Genomic DNA, 19,097 nt, shown 5'->3' with positions numbered 1-19,097 from the left:
CCGACTGGCCAGGAGTCATGCCATGACCCATCTTCTGCACATCGACGCGAGCATCCGCTCCGGCGAGTCCGTGACGCGGCAGCTCACCGCCGAGTTCGTCACCCAGTGGCGGCAGAACCACCCCGACGCCGGTTACACCTACCGCGACCTCGGTGCCGAACCGATTCCGCACATCACGCACGAGGTCCGGGAGTGGCTCTTCGACCCGACCGGCGACCTGCACGGCGTCACCCCGGAGGAGCAGGCGCTCACCGAGGCGCTGCACGCCGAGGTCCGCGAGGCGACCACGATCGTCTTCGGCATCCCGATGTACAACTACACGATCCCGTCGTCCATCAAGTCCTGGATCGACCGTCTGGTCACCCCGGCGCACATGCTGCCCCCGGGGGCCGAGTCCGGCGCGCTGAGCGGCAAGAACGTCATCGTCGTCACCGCCCGCGGCGGCTCCTACGCCCCCGGCACCCCGCGTGAGGGCTGGGACTACCAGGAGCCCTACCTGCGGGCCGTGCTGAGCGCCATCGGCCTCGCCGACAACCTGAAGTTCGTGCACGCCGAGCTGACCTTCGCGGCGATCGTGCCCGCCATGGCGCAGCTGAAGCCGCTGGGCGAGAAGTCCCTCGCCGACGCCCGGGAGACCCTGCGCAAGCTGGCCGTCTGACCTACGGCACCACCATTTTCGCGGGCGGGTACGTTCGCACACACTGTGGGGAAGGTGCTTCATGAGCGAGATGCTCTCTTTTGAAGATGTCTGGTCACGCACCCATCACTTCGACCCTCCCGCGATCTTCGACAAGCTGCGGGAGGAACGCCCGCTCGCGAGGATGGCCTACCCGGACGGCCACATCGGCTGGTTCGCCACCAGCCACCGGATCGTCCGGGAGGTCCTGAGCGACCCCCGTTTCAGCCACAGCCTGGAGATCGGGCACTTCCCCGTCACCAAGTACGGTGCCCCCGTGCCGCAGTTCCCGGCGATGCCCGGCATGTTCATCCACATGGACCCGCCGGACCACACCCGGTTCCGCCGGATGCTGGCGCGGGAGTTCACCGTGCGGCGGATCGCCGAACTCGCCCCGTACGTCGAGTCGGTGGCCGCCGAGCAGATCGAGGCGATGCGCGAGCAGGGCGCGCCGGCCGACCTGATCACCACTTTCGCCAAGCCGCTCGTGCTGCGGGTCCTGTCCGACCTGGTCGGCCTGCCGTACGAAGAGCGCGAGCGGTACGCCGACGCGCCCGCCATCACCCACGACCCGGACGGCGACGCCGAGGAGTCGATGGCGGTCTTCCAGCAGGTCGGCGCGCTCATCGGGGAGACCATCGCGCGCAAGCGCAAGGAGCCCGGCGACGACATCATCAGCCGGCTGCTGGCCGCCGGCGAGCTGACCGACGAGGAACTCGGCAACATCGTGGCCCTGTTGCTGTTCGCGGGCTACGAGACCACCGAGAGCGCTCTCAGCGTCGGCGTCATGGCGCTGCTGCACCACCCCGAGCAACTCGCCGCCCTGCGCGCCGACCTGTCCCGCGTCGACGCGGCGGTGGAGGAGATCCTCCGCTACGTCACCGTCAACCAGTACGAGATCTTCCGCACCGCGCTGGAGGACGTCGAGCTGGACGGCCGGCTGGTGAAGAAGGGGGAGACCGTCACGGTGTCCCTGCCGGCCGCCAACCGCGACCCGGCCAAGTACGGCTGCCCCGCCCACCTGGACCTCGACCGGGACACCGCCGGGCACCTGGCGTTCGGCCACGGCATCCACCAGTGCGTCGGCCAGAACCTGGCCCGCCTCGAACTCCGCACCGGCCTGCGCGCGTTGCTGCAGGCTTTCCCCGACCTGCGGGCGGCCACGCCGGCCGAAGAAGTCCCGCTGCGCACCCGCGGGTCCGTCTTCGGCCTGAAGAGCCTCCCGGTCTCCTGGTGAGTCCCCGGCTCCCCTGGTGAGCCTCCGGGCACCCTGACCGTACGTCCGCCCTTCCGACCACGTCCGGCGGTACGGCGGCCCTCCGTGCGAGCCTGCACGGGCCCGGCCGCCACCGCCTGCTCCGGCCGCCCCGGACCGGCCTCCCGGCCGTCCGTGGCGGTGGGAACGGCTCCCCGCCCGCCCCGGCGGCGGGACCGGCCGCTCCCGCCCTTTCCGGGCGCCTGACCGCCGCGCGCACCGCCGCGGCGGAGGGATGTCTGCTTCCGTCGTTCCGGACGACGGCCGGCTGTCCAACGCCGTACAGCCGTCTGCGCCGCGCCCGGAGACCACCCCCGACCTGCTGCTCCCGGTACCCGCTGCCGCCCTGTGGAAGGAGTCCGAGGCGTGCGTTCCGACCTGGTCACACCGCTTGCGGTCACGCTGCACGAGCACGCTCTCCGCATCCCGGAGAAGGTCGCCTTCGCCGACGGCCGGCGCGCGGTCACCTACGGCGGGCTGGAGGCGCGGACACGGCGGCTCGCCGGACACCTCGTCCGCCTCGGGCTGCGCCGCGGTGACCGGGTGGCGCTCTGCCTCGGCAACTCCGTCGCGATGGTGGAGGGGTATCTGGCGGTCGTGCGGGCCGGTGGCGTCGGCGTGCCGGTGAACCCGCGCTCCGCGCCCGCCGAGCTGGAGTATCTCCTCGCCGACAGCGGGGCGCGCTTCGTGCTCGCCGGGGCAAGCGATGCAGTGACGTTTCTGCAGGTGGTGTCGAACACCGCCCCGGACACCACCGTCCTGGTCGCCGGCACCACCGAGGTGCCGCCGGGCGCCCACGCCTACGACGACCTCGCGGCCACCGACCCCGGTACGCCCGCCCCCGACGACCTGGGCCTGGACGAGGTGGCCTGGATGTTCTACACATCCGGCACCACCGGCCGCCCCAAGGGCGTGCTGTCCACCCAGCGCAACTGCCTCTGGTCGGTCGCCGCCAGCTACGTCCCCATCCCGGACCTGCGCCCGGACGACCGGGTGCTGTGGCCGCTGCCGCTCTTCCACAGCCTGTCCCACATCGCCTGCGTGCTGTCCGTGACCTCCGTCGGCGCCACCGCCCGCCTCACGGACGGCACTTCCGCCGACGACGTCCTCGACCTGCTGCGCACCGAGCGGGCCACCTTCCTCGCCGGCGTCCCCACCACCTACCACCACCTCGTCGCCACCGCCCGCCGCACCGGCCTGTCCCTGCCCGACCTGCGCATCGGACTGGTCGGCGGCGCCGTCACCGGCTCCGAGCTGCGCCGCTCCTTCGAGGAGACCTTCGGCGTCCCGCTGGTCGACGCCTACGGCTCCACCGAGACCTGCGGCGCGATCACCATGAACCCGCCGGACGGCGCCCGCGTCGAGGGTTCCTGCGGGCTGCCCGTACCGGGCGTCGACGTCCGCATCGTCGACCCCGAGACCGGACGCGACGTGCCCGCCGGGCAGGAGGGCGAGGTCTGGGTCAGCGGCCCCAACGTCATGGTCGGTTACCACAACAGCCCCGAGGCGACCCGGGCCGCGCTGCGCGACGGCTGGTTCCGCACCGGCGACCTGGCCCGCCGGGACGAGGCCGGCTACTTCACCGTCTGCGGCCGGCTCAAGGACCTGATCATCCGCGGCGGCGAGAACATCCACCCCGACGAGGTCGAGGCGGTCCTGCGCACCGCGCCCGGGGTCGCCGACGCCGGCGTGGCCGGGGCCGCCCACGACACCCTCGGCGAGGTACCGGTCGCCTGGCTGGTCCCCGGACCGGACGGCCTCGACCTCGCCGCCGTCCTCGCCCACTGCCGCGCCCGGCTCTCCGCCTACAAGATCCCCGAACGGATCCACGAGGTCGCCGCCGTCCCGCGCACCGCCTCCGGGAAGATCGTCCGCCGGCTGCTCGCCGCCCAGCCGTACTGGCCGCGCCACACGGCCGACGGACACCACGACGCCCTGCTGACCCCCGCATGGCTCCCCGCACCGGCCGGCCCCGGCGCCGGCACCCGCCCCGCCGCGTGCGCCCTGGCCGGCGAGGACGCCACCGGACTCGCCGCCGCCCTGCGCGCCGCCGGGATCCCCGCCGCACTCCACCCCGACCTGGCGTCCGCGGCCGGTACGGCCCCCCGCCTCACCGTCCTGCTGCCGCCGCCCGCCTCCGCCGACCCCCTCACCTGCGCCCGCCTCCTCACCGAGCACGTGACCGGCGGGGACACCCCCGGACCGCTGGTCGTCCTCACCCGGCACGCCACACCCGCCGGCGACACCGCGCCCGACCCCGTCGGCGCCGCTCTGTGGGCCGCCGTACGGTCGCTCCAGGCGGACGGACACCGGGAAGTGACCGTCGTCGACCTCGACACGGACGGCCCGGACCCGCAGACCCTGCTCGCCGCCATCGCCTCCGGCGAACCGCAACTCGCCGTCCGAGCAGGTCGGTTGCTGGTTCCCCGGCTGCTGCGCACCCCCATGGACGGCCGGCCCCGCCCCGCCGCCGCACTCACCGGAACCGTCGTCGTCACCGGCACCGACACGCCCGTCGGCGCCGCGCTCGCCCACCACCTTGCCGGCGTCCACGGGGCCGCCCGCCTGATCCTCGTCCATGCGCCCGGCACGACCGACCGCACCGACCCGGACGCCTGGCCCGCCGGCACCGAGATCCGCAGCGTCGCCGCCGACGCGTCCGGCCTGCCCGCCGCCCTGGCCGACGCCCGCCCGGTCGGCGCCGTGGTGCACACCGCGGACGACCCGGCACTGGGCCGCGCCCTGGACGAACTCCTCGGGGACACCGGCGAGTTCATCACCGTCATCGACGGCTCCGCGATCCTGGGCGCCCCCGGCGACCCGGGCCGGTCGGTGCGCGGCGCCCTCACCGATGCGGCCACGCACGCCCGCCGGCTGCGGGGCCCGGCCGCCGCCACCCTGGCCTGGGCGCCCCAAGGGGACGCGGGCCAACTCGCCGACCTGCTCGCCGCGTTCGACGTGCTCCTCGCCGGCCGGGCCCCGGCCCTCTTCGCCCCGCGCCCGGCCCTGCCCGACCCGTCCCGGCCGGTCCCCGCGCTCCTGCGCGCCCTGACCGAACCGCCGGCCCCGCAGGCCCGCCCCGACGCCACCGTCACCGCCGCCCTGCGCGCACGCCTCGCCGACCTGGACGAGCGAGCCCAACGGGCCCTCCTGGAAGGGCTGGTCGGCGAACAGGCCGCCACCGTCCTGCACGGCCCCGACGCGGCCCCCCTCCCGGCCGACCGTGCCTTCCGCGACCTGGGCCTGACCTCCGTCGCCGTCGTCGCCCTGCGCGACCGGCTGACCGAGCACACCGGGCTGCGCCTGCCCACCACCGTGACCTTCGACCACCCGACCCCGCGGGAACTGGCCGCCCACCTGCGCACCGCCGTCCTCGGCCCGGCCGACACCGCGGCCGGCCCCGAACGGCCGGCCGCGGACACGGACCCGCAGGAGCCCATCGCCATCGTCGGCATGGCCTGCCGACTCCCCGGCGGCGTCGACACCCCGGACCAGCTCTGGCAGTTGCTGGCCACGGGCCGGGACGCCGTCTCGGACTTCCCGACCGACCGGGGCTGGGACCTCGACGGCCTGTTCGACCCCGACCCGGAGAAGCCCGGCACCTCCTACGTCGACCAGGGCGGATTCCTGCCGGACGCCGGCCGGTTCGACGCCGGCTTCTTCGGCATCGCGCCCCGCGAGGCCCTGGCCATGGACCCGCAGCAGCGACTGCTCCTCGAGACCTCCTGGGAGGCCCTGGAACGCGCGGGCATCGACCCGCACGCCCTGAAGGGCACGGACGTCGGCGTGTTCGCCGGAGTCATGGGCCAGGGCTATGGCTCCGGGGGCCGGCTCCCCGCGGAACTCGAAGGATTCGTCACCACCGGCACCGCCTCCAGCGTGGCCTCCGGCCGTATCTCCTACGTCTTCGGCCTCGAAGGCCCCGCCGTGACCGTGGACACGGCCTGCTCCTCCTCCCTGGTCGCGCTCCACCTGGCCGCGCAGGCCCTGCGGCGCGGGGAGTGCTCGATGGCCCTGGCCGGGGGTGCCACCGTCATGGCCACCCCGGGCACCTTCGTGGAGTTCTCCCGGCAGCGGGCGCTGGCCGCCGACGGCCGCTGCAAGTCGTACGCCGACGCCGCCGACGGCACCGGCTGGGCCGAGGGCGCGGGCGTGCTCGTCCTGGAGCGGCTCTCGGAGGCACGGCGCCACGGGCACCGCGTGCTCGCCGTGGTCCGGGGCAGCGCGGTCAACCAGGACGGCGCCTCCAACGGCCTCACCGCCCCGAGCGGCCCCTCCCAGCAGCGCGTCATCCGCAAGGCGCTGGCCGACGCCGGGCTGACCCCGGCCGACGTCGACGCCGTGGAGGGCCACGGCACCGGAACCACCCTCGGCGACCCCATCGAGGCGCAGGCCCTCCTCGCCACCTACGGCCAGGACCGCCGACAGCCCCTGTGGCTCGGCTCGTTGAAGTCCAACATCGGGCACACCCAGGCCGCCGCGGGCGTCGCCGGTGTCATCAAGATGGTTCAGGCGCTGCGGCACGGCGTCCTGCCCGCCACCCTGCACGTCGACACCCCGTCCACCCAGGTCGACTGGTCCCTGGGCGCCGTCGAACTGCTCACGGAGTCCCGGCCGTGGCCGGAGACCGGGCGACCGCGCCGGGCCGGCGTGTCCTCGTTCGGCGTGAGCGGCACCAACGCGCACGTGATCCTGGAACAGGTGCCGGAGGAGCCGGTCGCCGCCCCGGAGGCGTACGACGGTGTGGTGCCGCTGGTGGTGTCGGCGGCGTCGCAGGGCTCGCTGTCCGCGCAGGCGGAGCGACTGGCGGCGTTCGCCGGGGAAACGGAGGCGTTGCCGACTCAGGTCGCGGGCGCGCTGGCCCGGCGCGCGGTGCTGCCGGAGCGGGCCGTCGTCGTCGCCGGTTCCCGCGAGGAGACCGTGGCGGGGCTCGGGGCGCTGGCCCGGGGTGAGTCGGCCGCCGGACTGGTGACCGGGTCGGCGGGGGCGCCTGGGCGGACGGTGTTGGTGTTCCCTGGGCAGGGTTCGCAGTGGCTGGGGATGGGGCGGGAGCTGCTGGAGACCCCGGTGTTCGCGGAGCGGATCGCGGAGTGCGCCCGGGCTCTGGAGCCTTGGGTGGACTGGGACTTGGCGGCTGTCCTTCGGGGCGATGTCGATCTGCTGGCGCGGGTCGACGTGGTGCAGCCGGCGAGCTTCGCCGTGATGGTCGGTCTGGCCGCGGTGTGGGCTTCTGTTGGGGTTGTGCCGGATGCGGTGGTCGGGCATTCGCAGGGTGAGATCGCCGCCGCGTGCGTGGCCGGTGCGTTGTCGCTGGAGGATGCGGCGCGGATCGTGGCCGTGCGGAGCCAGGTGATCGCGGGTGGGTTGGCTGGCCGGGGCGGCATGGCGTCGGTCGCCATGTCCGAAGCCGAGGCTGTCGAACGAATCGCGCAGTGGACTGGGCGAGTTGAGGTGGCCGCCGTCAACGGGCCGTCGTCCGTCGTGATCGCCGGTGACGCCGAGGCGCTGGACGAGGCGCTCGCCGCGCTGGAGGCCGACGGGGTGCGGGTGCGCCGGGTCGCGGTGGACTACGCCTCCCACACCCGCCATGTCGAGGCGATCGAGGACGCGCTGGCCGAGGCGTTCGCCGGCATCCGCAGCCAGGCACCCGTGGTGCCGTTCTTCTCGACGGTGACCGGTGAGTGGGTGCGCGAGGCCGGTGTCCTGGACGGCGGTTACTGGTATCGCAACCTGCGCAGCCGGGTCCGTTTCGGCCCTGCGATCTCCGCGCTCCTCGCCGAGGGCCACTCGGTGTTCGTCGAGTCCAGTGCCCACCCGGTCCTCGTCCAGCCCGTGAACGAGATCGTGGACGAGACGGGGACGGAGGCCGTCGTCACCGGTTCCCTGCGCCGCGACGAGGGCGGTCTGCAGCGGCTGTTGACGTCGATGGCCGAGGTCTTCGTCAAGGGCGTCCCCGTCGACTGGTCCGGTGTGCTGTCCGAGGGCGCCGGTGATGCGCACGTGGACCTGCCGACGTACGCCTTCGACCACCGCCACTACTGGCTCAAGCCCGCCCCCGCGGCGGACGCCGTCGCCCTCGGGCAGGCCGGCGCCGATCACCCCCTGCTCGGTGCGGTGGTGGGGCGGCCGGACTCCGGTGGGTTCATGACGACCTCGCGGTGGTCCCTGCGGTCGCAGCCGTGGCTGGCCGAGCATCTCGTCGCGGAGGACGCGGTGCTGGTGCCGAACGCGGCCCTGGTGGAGCTGGCGGTCCGGCTCGGTGACGAGGCCGGCGTGCCGGTCGTGGAGGAGCTGACCGTCGACCGGCCGGTGGTGCTGCCGGTGCGCGGCGGCCGGGTGCAGACCGTGGTCGGTGAGGCCGACGGCACCGGGCGGCGTACCGTCGAGGTGTACTCGCGGGCGGACGACTCCGCGCTGGACGCCGCCTGGACGCGCCACGCGCACGGCACGCTCGCGCCCTCCCCGGCGGCCGACGGCGACCGGCCGGCCGACGGGCCCGGCGTCGAGGTGGCCCTCGGCGAGGCCGCCGGGGACGCCGACCGGTACGGCGTACACCCCACCCTGCTCGACGCCGCCGTGCGGACCGCGCTGCCCGCCGGGACCCTCGCGGTCACCTGGCGGGGGATCAGCCTGTTCGCGTCCGGCGCGAGTGCCGTCACCGTGCGGTCGGCGGCAGCGGAGGGAGAGGGCACCCGGCTCGATCTGACCGATCCGGCAGGGCGGCCCGTGCTCGCCGTCGACGCGGTGCTGTCCGCACCGTTCGACCCGGTGCGCGCCGGACTCGCCGAGGCGCTCACCCACGACGCGCTGTTCCAGGTCGACTGGACGGAGCTGCCGCTGCCCGCGGGTGACGGTACGCCGTCCGTCGTCACCGTGCGGACCGCGCAGGACGTCACCGCCGGTGCGGCGGACGCGGACGCGCTGCTGTACGTCCTCGACCCCGCGATGACCGAGCCGCGTACCGCGCTCGCCGCCGCGCTCGCCGTCCTCCAGGCGTGGCTGGCCGAACCCGCCCTGGAACGGACCCGGCTGGTCGTGGCGGCAGGCGCGGACGGCACCAACCTCGCCACGGCCGCCGTACGGGGGCTGCTGCGGTCCGCGCAGTCCGAGCATCCGGGCCGGATCGTGCTGGTCGAGTACGCGGAACCGGACGAGGGGCAGGACGCCGGCGCGGCGGTCCGTGCCGCACTGCCCGGCCTGCTCGCCTGCGGTGAACCGGTGGTGCGCATCGGGGCCGCGGGCGCCGAGGTGCCGCGGCTGGCGCGGGCCGGGGTGCCGGCGGGGGAGAGCGGTGGCGCACGGCCGGGCCGGGCGCTCGATCCGGACGGGACCGTGCTGATCACCGGCGGCACCGGCACGCTCGGCGCGCTGACCGCCCGGCACCTGGTCACCGGGCACGGTGTCCGCCGGCTGCTCCTGGTCAGCCGGCAGGGCCCCGCGGCGGACGGCGCGGCCCCGCTGGCCGAGGAACTGACCGCGCTGGGCGCCACCGTCACGGTCGTCGCCTGCGACACCGCCGACCGGGACCAGCTGACGGCCGCCCTGGACGCCGTACCCGACGCGCATCCGCTGACCGCCGTCCTGCACACCGCCGGTGTCCTGGACGACGGCGTGGTCACCGCGCTCACCCCGGACCGGGTCGACGCCGTCCTGCGGCCCAAGCTGGACGCGGCTCTGCTGCTGGACGAGCTGACCCGGGACCGCGACCTCGCCGCGTTCGTCCTGTTCTCCTCGGCCGCGAACGTCTTCGGCAACCCGGGCCAGGCCAACTACGCCGCCGCCAACGCCGCCCTGGACGCGCTCGCCCGGCAGCGCCGCGCCCAGGGGCTGCCAGGGACCTCGCTGGCCTGGGGCTACTGGGAGCGGGCCAGCGGGATGACCCGGCACCTGGGCGCCGCCGACCTGCACCGCAACCGGCGGCTCGGCATGGCCGCGCTGTCGGAGGCCGAGGGCATGGCGCTGCTGGACCTCGCCCTGCGTCCCGGCACCGGACTGCCCGCCGCCCTGGTGGCCGCCAAGCTGGACCTGCCGGCGCTGCGCGCGGCGGCCCGCACCGCGCCCGTGGCACCGCTGCTGCGGGGCCTGGCGCCCGCGCCGCGCTCGCTGGCCCGCGCCGCCGGCACCGCCGACCAGGGCAGCCTGCGCGACCGCGTGACCGCGCTGGACCCGGCGGCCCAGCTGGCGCTGCTGCTGGACCTGGTCCGGCGCAACGCCGCCGATGTGCTCGGCCACGGCACCGCCGACGCGGTCCGTGCCGACCGGGCCTTCAAGGACGCCGGGTTCGACTCGCTGACCGCGGTGGAGCTGCGCAACCGGCTGGCGACCGCCACCGGTCTCACGCTGCCCTCGGCCGTCGTCTTCGACTACCCGAAGCCGACCGCGCTCGCCGGGCACCTGCGGGCCCGGCTCGTCCGCGACACCGTCCCCGCATCCGCCGCGCTCGCGCCCGCCTCGGGTCCCGCCGCGGCCGACGAGCCGATCGCGATCGTCGCGATGGCCTGCCGCTTCCCCGCCGGGGTGCACAGCCCCGAGGACCTGTGGCGGGTCGTGGCCGACGGGGTCGACGCCGTCACGGAGTTCCCCGACGACCGCGGCTGGGACATCGACCGGCTCTACGACGCCGATCCCGACAAGGCCGGCACGACGTACGTGCGGCACGGCGCGTTCCTCGACGACGCGCCCGGCTTCGACGCCGCCTTCTTCGGCATCTCCCCGAACGAGGCGCTCGCCATGGACCCGCAGCAGCGGCTGCTGCTGGAGACGTCCTGGGAGGCGTTCGAACGCGCCGCGATCGATCCCACCGGTCTGGGCGGCCGGGACATCGGCGTCTTCGTCGGCGTCAACAGCCACGACTACACCGTACGGATGCACCACGCGACCGACGCCGAGGGCTTCCGCCTCACCGGCGGCTCCGGCAGCGTCGTCTCGGGCCGCGTCGCCTACCACTTCGGCTTCGAGGGCCCGGCCGTCACCATCGACACCGCCTGCTCCTCCTCCCTGGTCGCCCTGCACCTGGCCGCGCAGGCGCTGCGCAACGGGGAGTGCTCCATGGCGCTCGCCGGCGGTGTGATGGTGATGGGCAACGTGGAGACCTTCGTCGAGTTCTCCCGGCAGCGCGGACTGGCCCCCGACGGCCGGTGCAAGGCGTTCGCGGACGGCGCGGACGGCACCGGCTGGTCCGAGGGCGTGGGCGTGCTGCTGGTCGAGCGGCTCTCGGAGGCCGAGCGGCAGGGGCACCAGGTGCTCGCCGTGATCCGGGGCAGCGCGGTCAACCAGGACGGCGCCTCCAACGGCCTGACCGCCCCGAACGGGCCCTCGCAGCAGCGGGTCATCCGCAAGGCCCTCGCCAACGCCGGACTGGCACCGGCGGACGTCGACGCGGTCGAGGCGCACGGCACGGGCACCGTCCTCGGCGACCCGATCGAGGCCCAGGCCCTGCTCGCCACCTACGGCCAGGACCGCGAAGAGCCGCTGTGGATCGGCTCGGTGAAGTCCAACCTCGGGCACACCCAGGCCGCGGCCGGCGTCGCCGGCGTCATCAAGATGGTCATGGCGATGCGGCACGGCCTGCTGCCCCGCACCCTGCACGTCGACCGGCCCTCCACCCACGTCGACTGGTCGGCGGGCGCCGTCGAGGTGCTCACCGCAGCACGCGACTGGCCCGGGTCCGGCCGCCCGCGCCGGGCCGGCGTCTCCGCCTTCGGCATCGGCGGCACCAACGCCCACCTGGTCCTGGAACAGGCCCCCGAGACCGTGCGGACGGACAGCGCCGGGCCCGCCGACGACGACGGCACCTCCCTCCTCTTCCCCCTCTCCGCCCGCACCGCCGCCGGTCTGCGCGGACAGGCCGCCCGGCTCGCCGACTGGGTGACGGACCGCACCGACACCCCGCTCGGCGCCACGGCGTACGCGCTCGGCACCGCCCGCGCCCACCTCGACCACCGCGCGGTCGTCCTGGCCACCGACCGGGAGCGGCTCACCGACGCCCTGCGCGCGCTCGCCGAGGGCACCGCCGGCGCGGACACCGTCATCGGCGGCCCGGCCGACGGCAAGCTCGCCTTCCTGTTCACCGGGCAGGGCAGCCAGTGGGCCGGCATGGGCCGTGAACTCGCCGCCGCCCACCCGGTGTTCCGCGACGCGTTCGACGCCGCCTGCGCCGCCGTGGAACGGCACCTGGACGGCCTCGCACACCCCCTGAAGGACGTGGTGTCCGCCGAGCCCGGCACCGCACCGGCCGCCCTGCTCGACCAGACCCTCTACACCCAGGGCGCGCTGTTCGCCCTGGAGACCGCGCTGTTCCGGCTGTTCGCCTCCTGGGGCGTACGGCCCGACCTGCTCGCCGGCCACTCGGTGGGCGAGATCGCGGCCGCGCACGCCGCCGGCATCCTGGACCTCGCCGACGCCGGTGAACTGGTCGCGGCCCGAGGCCGGTTGATGCAGGCCCTGCCCGAGGGCGGCGCGATGATCGCCGTCGAGGCGGCCGAGGCCGAGGTGGCGCCGCTGCTCGCCGAGACCCCGGGCGTCGTCGGGATCGCGGCGGTCAACGGGCCGCGGGCCCTGGTCCTGTCCGGCGCCGAGGACGCCGTCGTCGCCGTCGCCGGGCGCCTCGCCCGGGACGGCCACCGGACCCGCCGGCTGTCCGTCAGCCACGCCTTCCACTCCGCCCTGATGGAGCCGATGCTCGACGAGCTGCGCGCCGTCGCCGCCCGGCTCCGCTACCGGCCGGGCACGGTCCCCGTCGTCTCCACGCTCACCGGGGAACTCGCCGACGACGGGCTGCTCGCCACCCCCGAGTACTGGGTCGACCAGGCCCGGCACGCCGTGCGGTTCGCCGACGCCGTCACCACCCTGCGCGACCAGGGCGCCGTGACCCACCTCGAACTCGGCCCCGGAGGCGTCCTGAGCGCCATGGCCCTCGGCACGCTCGGCCCGGACACCCGCGGCTGTGTCACCACCCTGCGTCGCGACACCCCCGAGGACACCGCCGTGCGCGCCGCGCTCGCCGAACTCCACGTGCGGGGCGTGCCGGTCGACTGGACCGCCGTCCTCGGCCGCCCCGGCCCGGCCGTCGGCCCCGAACTGCCCACCTACGCCTTCCAGCACCAGCGGTACTGGGTGGACGGCGGCACCGCCACCGACGCCGAGGCGCTCGGCGCCCGGTCCGCCGGCCACCCGCTGCTGGGCGGCGTCGTGGAGGTCCCCGACGGGCACGGCGGCACCGGCGTCGTCCTCACTGGCCGGCTGTCCGGGCGCGGCCCCGGCCTGCTCCCCGGCACCGCCGGGACCCTCCCGGCCGGTGTCCTGCTGGAGCTGCTGGTCCGGGCCGGCGACGAGGCCGGCGGGGGGACCGTCGAGCGGGTCGCCGTCGACGCGCCCCTCGCCGTCCCCGCGCACGGCGACCTCCAGCTCCGCGTCTTCGTGGACGCGCCCGGACCCGACGGGACACGCTCCGTCACCGTGCACAGCCGCCCGGCCGGGCAGGAGGGGGAACCGTGGCTCCGGCACGCCCGCGCCGCCCTGGTGCCCGGCGTCCCGCGGCACGCCGTCGACCTGCGCACCTGGCCGGACGAGCCCGCGCAAGCCGGTGCCCCGGACGGGGTGCGCGGCCTGTGGCGGCAGGACGGCCGGATCCTCGCCGACCTCGCCCTGCCCGCCGAACTCACGGACCAGGCCGAGGAGTTCACCCTCCACCCGGTGCTTCTCGACACCGCCCTGCGGATCGCGGCCGACGCCTCGGACGGCGTCGCCCTGACCGAGTGCGCCACCCTCGCCGTGTACGCGGTGGGCGCCACCGAGCTGCGAGTGCGCGTCACCCCGGCCGCCGACGGTCGGCACCTGGTCGAGCTGGCCGACCCCGAGGGCCGGCCCGTGGCCCTGCTCGGCCCGGTCGCGTTCACCGCCGGCGAGGACACCGCCCCGGAAGCCGCTCCCACCGCGACCACCCTCGGCTCCGCCCCCGCCCGGCGCGTCATCCGCCGGGAACCAGCCGCCGACGGCAACGAACTGGCGGCCCGGCTGGCCGGCCTCGCCGACGCCGAACAGCGCCGGATCCTGCTGGACCTGGTCCGGGAGAGCGCCGCGGTCGTCCTCGGCCACCGGGACACCGACGGCTTCGACGAGGCGCAGCCGTTCAAGAACCTCGGCTTCGACTCGCTCACCGCCGTCAAACTCCGCAACCGGCTCCACGACTTCACCGGCGTCAGCCTGCCCAGCAGCCTGGTCTTCGACCACCCCACCCCGGCACTGCTCGCCGACCACCTGCGCGGCGAACTCCTCGGCACCCGCCGGGTGACGCCCGCACCGGTCCGGCGCGGCACGGCGGACCCCGACGAGCCGATCGCCATCATCGCCATGAGCAGCAGGCTGCCCGGCGGCGTCAACAGCCCCGAGGACCTCTGGCAGCTCGTGATGGACCGGCGCGACGCCATCTCCGGGTTCCCCACCGACCGCGACTGGGACATCGACCGGCTCTACCACCCCGACCCGGCCCACCCCGGCACCAGCTACACCCGGGCGGGCGGCTTCCTGCACGACGCCGCCCGGTTCGACGCCCAGCTGTTCGGCATCTCGCCGCGCGAGGCCCTCGCCATGGACCCGCAGCAGCGGCTGCTGCTGGAGACCTCCTGGGAGGCCATGGAACGGGCCGGCATCGACCCGCTGTCCATCCGCGGCCAGGACGTCGGCGTGTTCACCGGCATCGTCCACCACGACTACGTGACCCGGCTGCGCCAGGTCCCCGAGGACGTGCAGGGCTACACCATGACCGGTACGGCCGCCAGCGTGGCCTCGGGCCGGGTGTCGTACGTCTTCGGCTTCGAGGGCCCCGCCGTGACCGTGGACACCGCCTGCTCGTCCTCCCTGGTCGCCATGCATCTCGCGGCCCAGGCGCTGCGCAACGGCGAGTGCTCCCTCGCGCTCGCCGGCGGCGCCACGGTCATGGCCACCCCGGACGCCTTCCTGGAGTTCTCCCGGCAGCGCGGCCTGTCCGCCGACGGCCGCTGCAAGGCGTACTCCTCCACCGCCGACGGCACCGGCTGGGCCGAGGGCGTCGGCGTGGTCCTGCTGGAGCGGCTGTCCGAGGCGCGGCGCAACGGCCACCGGGTGCTGGCGGTGCTGCGCGGCAGCGCGGTCAACCAGGACGGCGCCTCCAACGGCCTCACCGCCCCCAACGGGCCGTCCCAGCAGCGGGTGATCCGCAGCGCGCTGGCCTCCGCCGGACTGCGGCCCGCCGACGTCGACGCGGTGGAGGGCCACGGCACCGGCACCGTCCTCGGCGACCCGATCGAGATCCAGGCGCTGCTGGCGACCTACGGCCAGGACCGTGAGGAGCCGCTGTGGCTGGGCTCGGTGAAGTCGAACATCGGGCACACGCAGGCCGCCGCCGGGGTCGCCGGAGTGATCAAGATGGTGGAGGCGATGCGGCACGGCGTCCTGCCGCCCACCCTGAACGTCGCCGAGCCCACCCCGCAGGCGGACTGGTCCGCGGGCGCGGTCGAATTGCTCACCGAGGCCCGCGAGTGGACCCGGGCCGGCCGGCCCCGCCGGGCCGCCGTCTCCTCGTTCGGCGCGAGCGGCACCAACGCGCACGTCATCCTGGAGGAGGCGCCCGACACCGAACCGGCGGCCCGGCCGGCGGTTCCCGCCGGCGTCGTACCGCTGGTGGTGTCGGCCCGCAGTACGGCCTCCCTCGCCGCGCAGGCCGGGCGCCTGGCCGCGTTCGCCGGCGTCACGGACGCCGCTCCGGCCGAGGTCGCGGGCGCGCTCGTCGCCCGGAGGGCCCTGCTGTCCGAGCGGGCCGTGGTCGTCGCCGGTTCCCGCGAGGAGGTACTGGCCGGGCTGGGCGCGCTGGCCCGGGGCGAGAGCAGCCCGCTGCTGGTGACCGGAACCGTCGCCGGCTCCGGCGGCCCCGGCAAGACCGTGCTCGTCTTCCCCGGCCAGGGGTCGCAGTGGCTCGGCATGGGCCGGGAGCTGCTGGAGACCTCACCGGTGTTCGCCGAGCGGATCGCGGAGTGCGCGAGGGCCCTGGAACCCTGGGCGGACTGGGACTTGAGGGCCGTCCTGCGCGGTGACGTCGACCTGCTGGACCGGGTCGACGTGGTGCAGCCGGCGAGTTTCGCGGTGATGGTTGCCCTGGCCGCCGTATGGGCGTCCGTCGGGGTCGTGCCGGATGCGGTGGTCGGGCACTCGCAGGGTGAGATCGCCGCCGCGTGCGTGGCCGGTGCGCTGTCGCTGGAGGATGCGGCGCGGATCGTCGCGGTGCGCAGTCAGGTGATCGCCGGGGAGCTGGCGGGCCGGGGCGGTATGGCCTCCGTGGCGCTGTCCGAGACCGAAGCGGGCGAGCGCATCGTCGCGTGGGACGGGCGGGTCGAGGTGGCCGCCGTCAACGGCCCCTCCTCGGTGGTGATCGCCGGTGACGCCGAGGCGCTGGACGAGGCGCTCGCCGCGCTGGAGGCCGACGGCGTACGGGTGCGCCGGGTCGCGGTCGACTACGCCTCCCACACCCGCCATGTCGAGGCGATCGAGCAGGCGTTGGGGAAGGCGTTCGCCGACATCCGCAGCGAGGCCCCCGTGGTGCCGGTCCTCTCCACGGTCACCGGCGAGTGGGTGCGCGAGGCAGGCGTCCTCGACGGCGACTACTGGTACCGGAACCTGCGCAGCCAGGTCCGCTTCGGCCCGGCGATCACCGCCCTGCTCGCCGCGGGCCACACGGTGTTCGTCGAGTCCAGCGCCCACCCCGTCCTCGTCCAGCCCGTGAACGAGATCTTCGACCAGGCCGCGGACGACAGCGTCCGGCTCCGAGCCGTCGCCGCCGGTTCGCTGCGGCGCGAGGAGGGCGGACCGCGGCGGCTGCTCGCCTCGATGGCCGAACTGTTCGTCAAGGGCGTCGCCGTCGACTGGACGGGCGTCCTGCCCACCGGGGCGCACGACGCCCCGGTGGACCTGCCGACGTACGCCTTCGACCGGCAGCACTACTGGCTGCGCGAGGCGGAGACCGGCACGGACGCCGCGCCCGCCGCCGAGGGCGCCGAGACCGACTTCTGGACCGCCGTCGAACAGGCCGACGCCGACTCCCTCGCCCACCTCCTCGACCTGGCCGCGGCCGACCAGCGCGAGGCGCTGCGCACGGTCGTCCCCGTGCTGGCCGACTGGCGCGGCCGGCGGCGCGAGCGGTCGGCGGCCGGGAAACTGCGCTACCACGTCACCTGGCGTCCCCTCGACCAGGAGGGCACCGGCGTACCCGGCGGCACCTGGCTGGCCGTCGTACCGGCCGAACGGCCGGCGGACTCGCCGCCGGACGCGCTGCTGCGCGAACTCACCGCCCAGGGCCTCGACCTGATCCTGCTGGAGGTCGCGGCGGCCGACGCCGCCCGCGCCCGGCTCGGCGAGCGCCTGTCGGCCGTCCTCGCCGAACACGACGTGACCGGAGTACTGTCCCTGCTCGCCCTCGACCCGGGCGGCGAACACGGCCCCCAGGACCCCGTCCCGCTGACCGCGGCCACCCTCGCGCTGGTGCAGGCGCTGGGCGACGCCGGTGCCGCACAGCCGCTGTGGTGCCTGACCCGGGGCGCCGTCAACACCGGCATCCAGGACACCGTCACCGCACCGGCCCAGGCCGCCGTCTGGGGCATCGGCCGGGCCGCCGCACTGGAACGCGGCGACCGCTGGGGCGGACTGATCGACCTGCCCGCCACCCTCGACAGCCGCGCCGTCCGCCACCTGCTCGGCGCGCTCAACCACCCGGGCGACGACGACCAGTTGGCCGTGCGCCGGTCCGGTGTGCACACCCGCAGGCTGCTGCGCAAGGCCGCCCCCGACCCGGCCGCCGGCACCGGCTGGCAGCCCACCGGCACGATCCTGGTGACCGGCGGCGCCGAGGGCCTCGGCCGGCACGCCTCCCTGTGGCTCGCCCGGTCCGGCGCCCGCCGGCTCCTCGTCACCACCACGGCCGGCGCACCCGAGGACGCCCTCGCCTCACTCACCGCCGACGTGGCCGCGCTCGGCACCGGCACCACCGTCGAGGCGTGCGCCGACACCGACCGGACCGCGATCGAACGGCTCCTCGCCGAGACCCCGGCGGACGAGCCGCTGACCGCCGTGGTGCACACCGCCGACATCGCCCGGACCAGCTTCGTGGACGACACCGGCGTACCCGAACTCACCGAGGTGTTCGCCGCCAAGGTCGACACCGCCCGCTGGCTGGCCGAACGGTTCGCCGACACGCCCCTCGACGCGTTCGTGGTGTTCTCCTCCATCGCCGGCATCTGGGGCGGTGGCGGGCAGGGCCCCTCCGGCGCGGCCAACGCCGTCCTCGACGCCCTCGTGGAATGGCGCCGCGGCCACGGCCACGCGGCCACCGCGATCGCCTGGGGCGCCCTGGACGAGATCGGCGTCGGCATGGACGAGGACACCCTCACCCAGCTGCGCCGGCGCGGTGTGCTGCCCATGGCCCCGCCGATCGCCGTCACCGCCTTCGAACAGGCCGTCCAGGCCCAGGAGAAGGCCGTCACGGTGGTCGACATGGACTGGGACGCCTTCATCCCGGCGTTCACCTCGGTGCGGCCCGGCCCGCTCTTCGCCGACCTGCCCGAAGCGCAGGCCGCACTGCGGGCCACCCAGCCGGACACCGAGAACGGCGACACCACCGCCGGCCTCGTGGACTCCCTGCGCGACGTCCCCGAGGCCGAGCAGAACCGCATCCTGCTCCGGCTGGTGTGCGGCCACGCCGCCACGGTCCTCGGCCACAGCGGCGCCGAGAGCATCGGAGCACTCCAGGCCTTCCAGGAGGTCGGCTTCGACTCGCTCGCCGCCGTCAACCTGCGCAACAGCCTGCACGTGGCGACCGGCCTGCGGCTGCCCGCCACCCTCATCTTCGACTACCCCACGCCGGACGCCCTCGTCGGCTACCTGCGCTCCGAGCTCCTGCGGGACGCGGACGACGGGCTCGACGGGCGGGAGGACGACCTCAGGCGAGCCCTCGCCACCGTCCCCCTCGCCCGGTTCAGGGACGCCGGCGTCCTGGACACCCTGCTCGGCCTCGTGGACACCGAGGACGCCCCGGCGTCCGGAGCGCCCGAAGCGGCGGCCCCGGCCGAGGACGACGAGACCCTGATCGACGCCATGGACGTTGCCGATCTCGTGCAGCGTGCTCTGGGCAGGACGAGCTGA

Annotated in this window: 3 protein-coding genes; all 3 read left to right on the top strand. The window is 75.5% G+C overall.

The features are described from left to right. The first annotated feature begins 22 nt into the window (after positions 1–22). The 3 genes from ACIP4Y_RS06810 (at position 23) to ACIP4Y_RS06800 (ending at position 19,097) form a co-directional block, all read left to right on the top strand. A complete protein-coding gene (locus ACIP4Y_RS06810) occupies positions 23–658 on the top strand; it encodes an NAD(P)H-dependent oxidoreductase (protein ID WP_358646572.1) in 636 nt (211 codons plus the stop codon). Between the two features lie 61 nt (positions 659–719). Beyond that, the gene (locus tag ACIP4Y_RS06805) at positions 720–1,913 is read left to right on the top strand and encodes a cytochrome P450 (RefSeq protein ID WP_401388737.1); all 1,194 of its coding nucleotides are present in this window, start codon (positions 720–722) and stop codon (positions 1,911–1,913) included. A 384-nt stretch (positions 1,914–2,297) separates the two neighbouring features. Next, entirely contained in the window at positions 2,298–19,097 is a 16,800-nt protein-coding gene (locus ACIP4Y_RS06800) for a type I polyketide synthase (RefSeq protein ID WP_401388734.1), read from the top strand.

This window comes from Streptomyces sp. NPDC088810 (genome assembly GCF_044750305.1).
In the GTDB taxonomy this organism is placed as follows: Bacteria; Actinomycetota; Actinomycetes; order Streptomycetales; family Streptomycetaceae; genus Streptomyces.
Note: the sequence above shows the minus strand (reverse complement) of the source record. Positions and strands in the feature narration are given on the sequence as shown.

Coding starts and splice junctions, on each gene's coding strand:
- ACIP4Y_RS06810 (WP_358646572.1), top strand. CDS start 23: ATGACCCATCTTCTGCACATCGACGCGAGCATCCGCTCCGGCGAGTCC.
- ACIP4Y_RS06805 (WP_401388737.1), top strand. CDS start 720: ATGAGCGAGATGCTCTCTTTTGAAGATGTCTGGTCACGCACCCATCAC.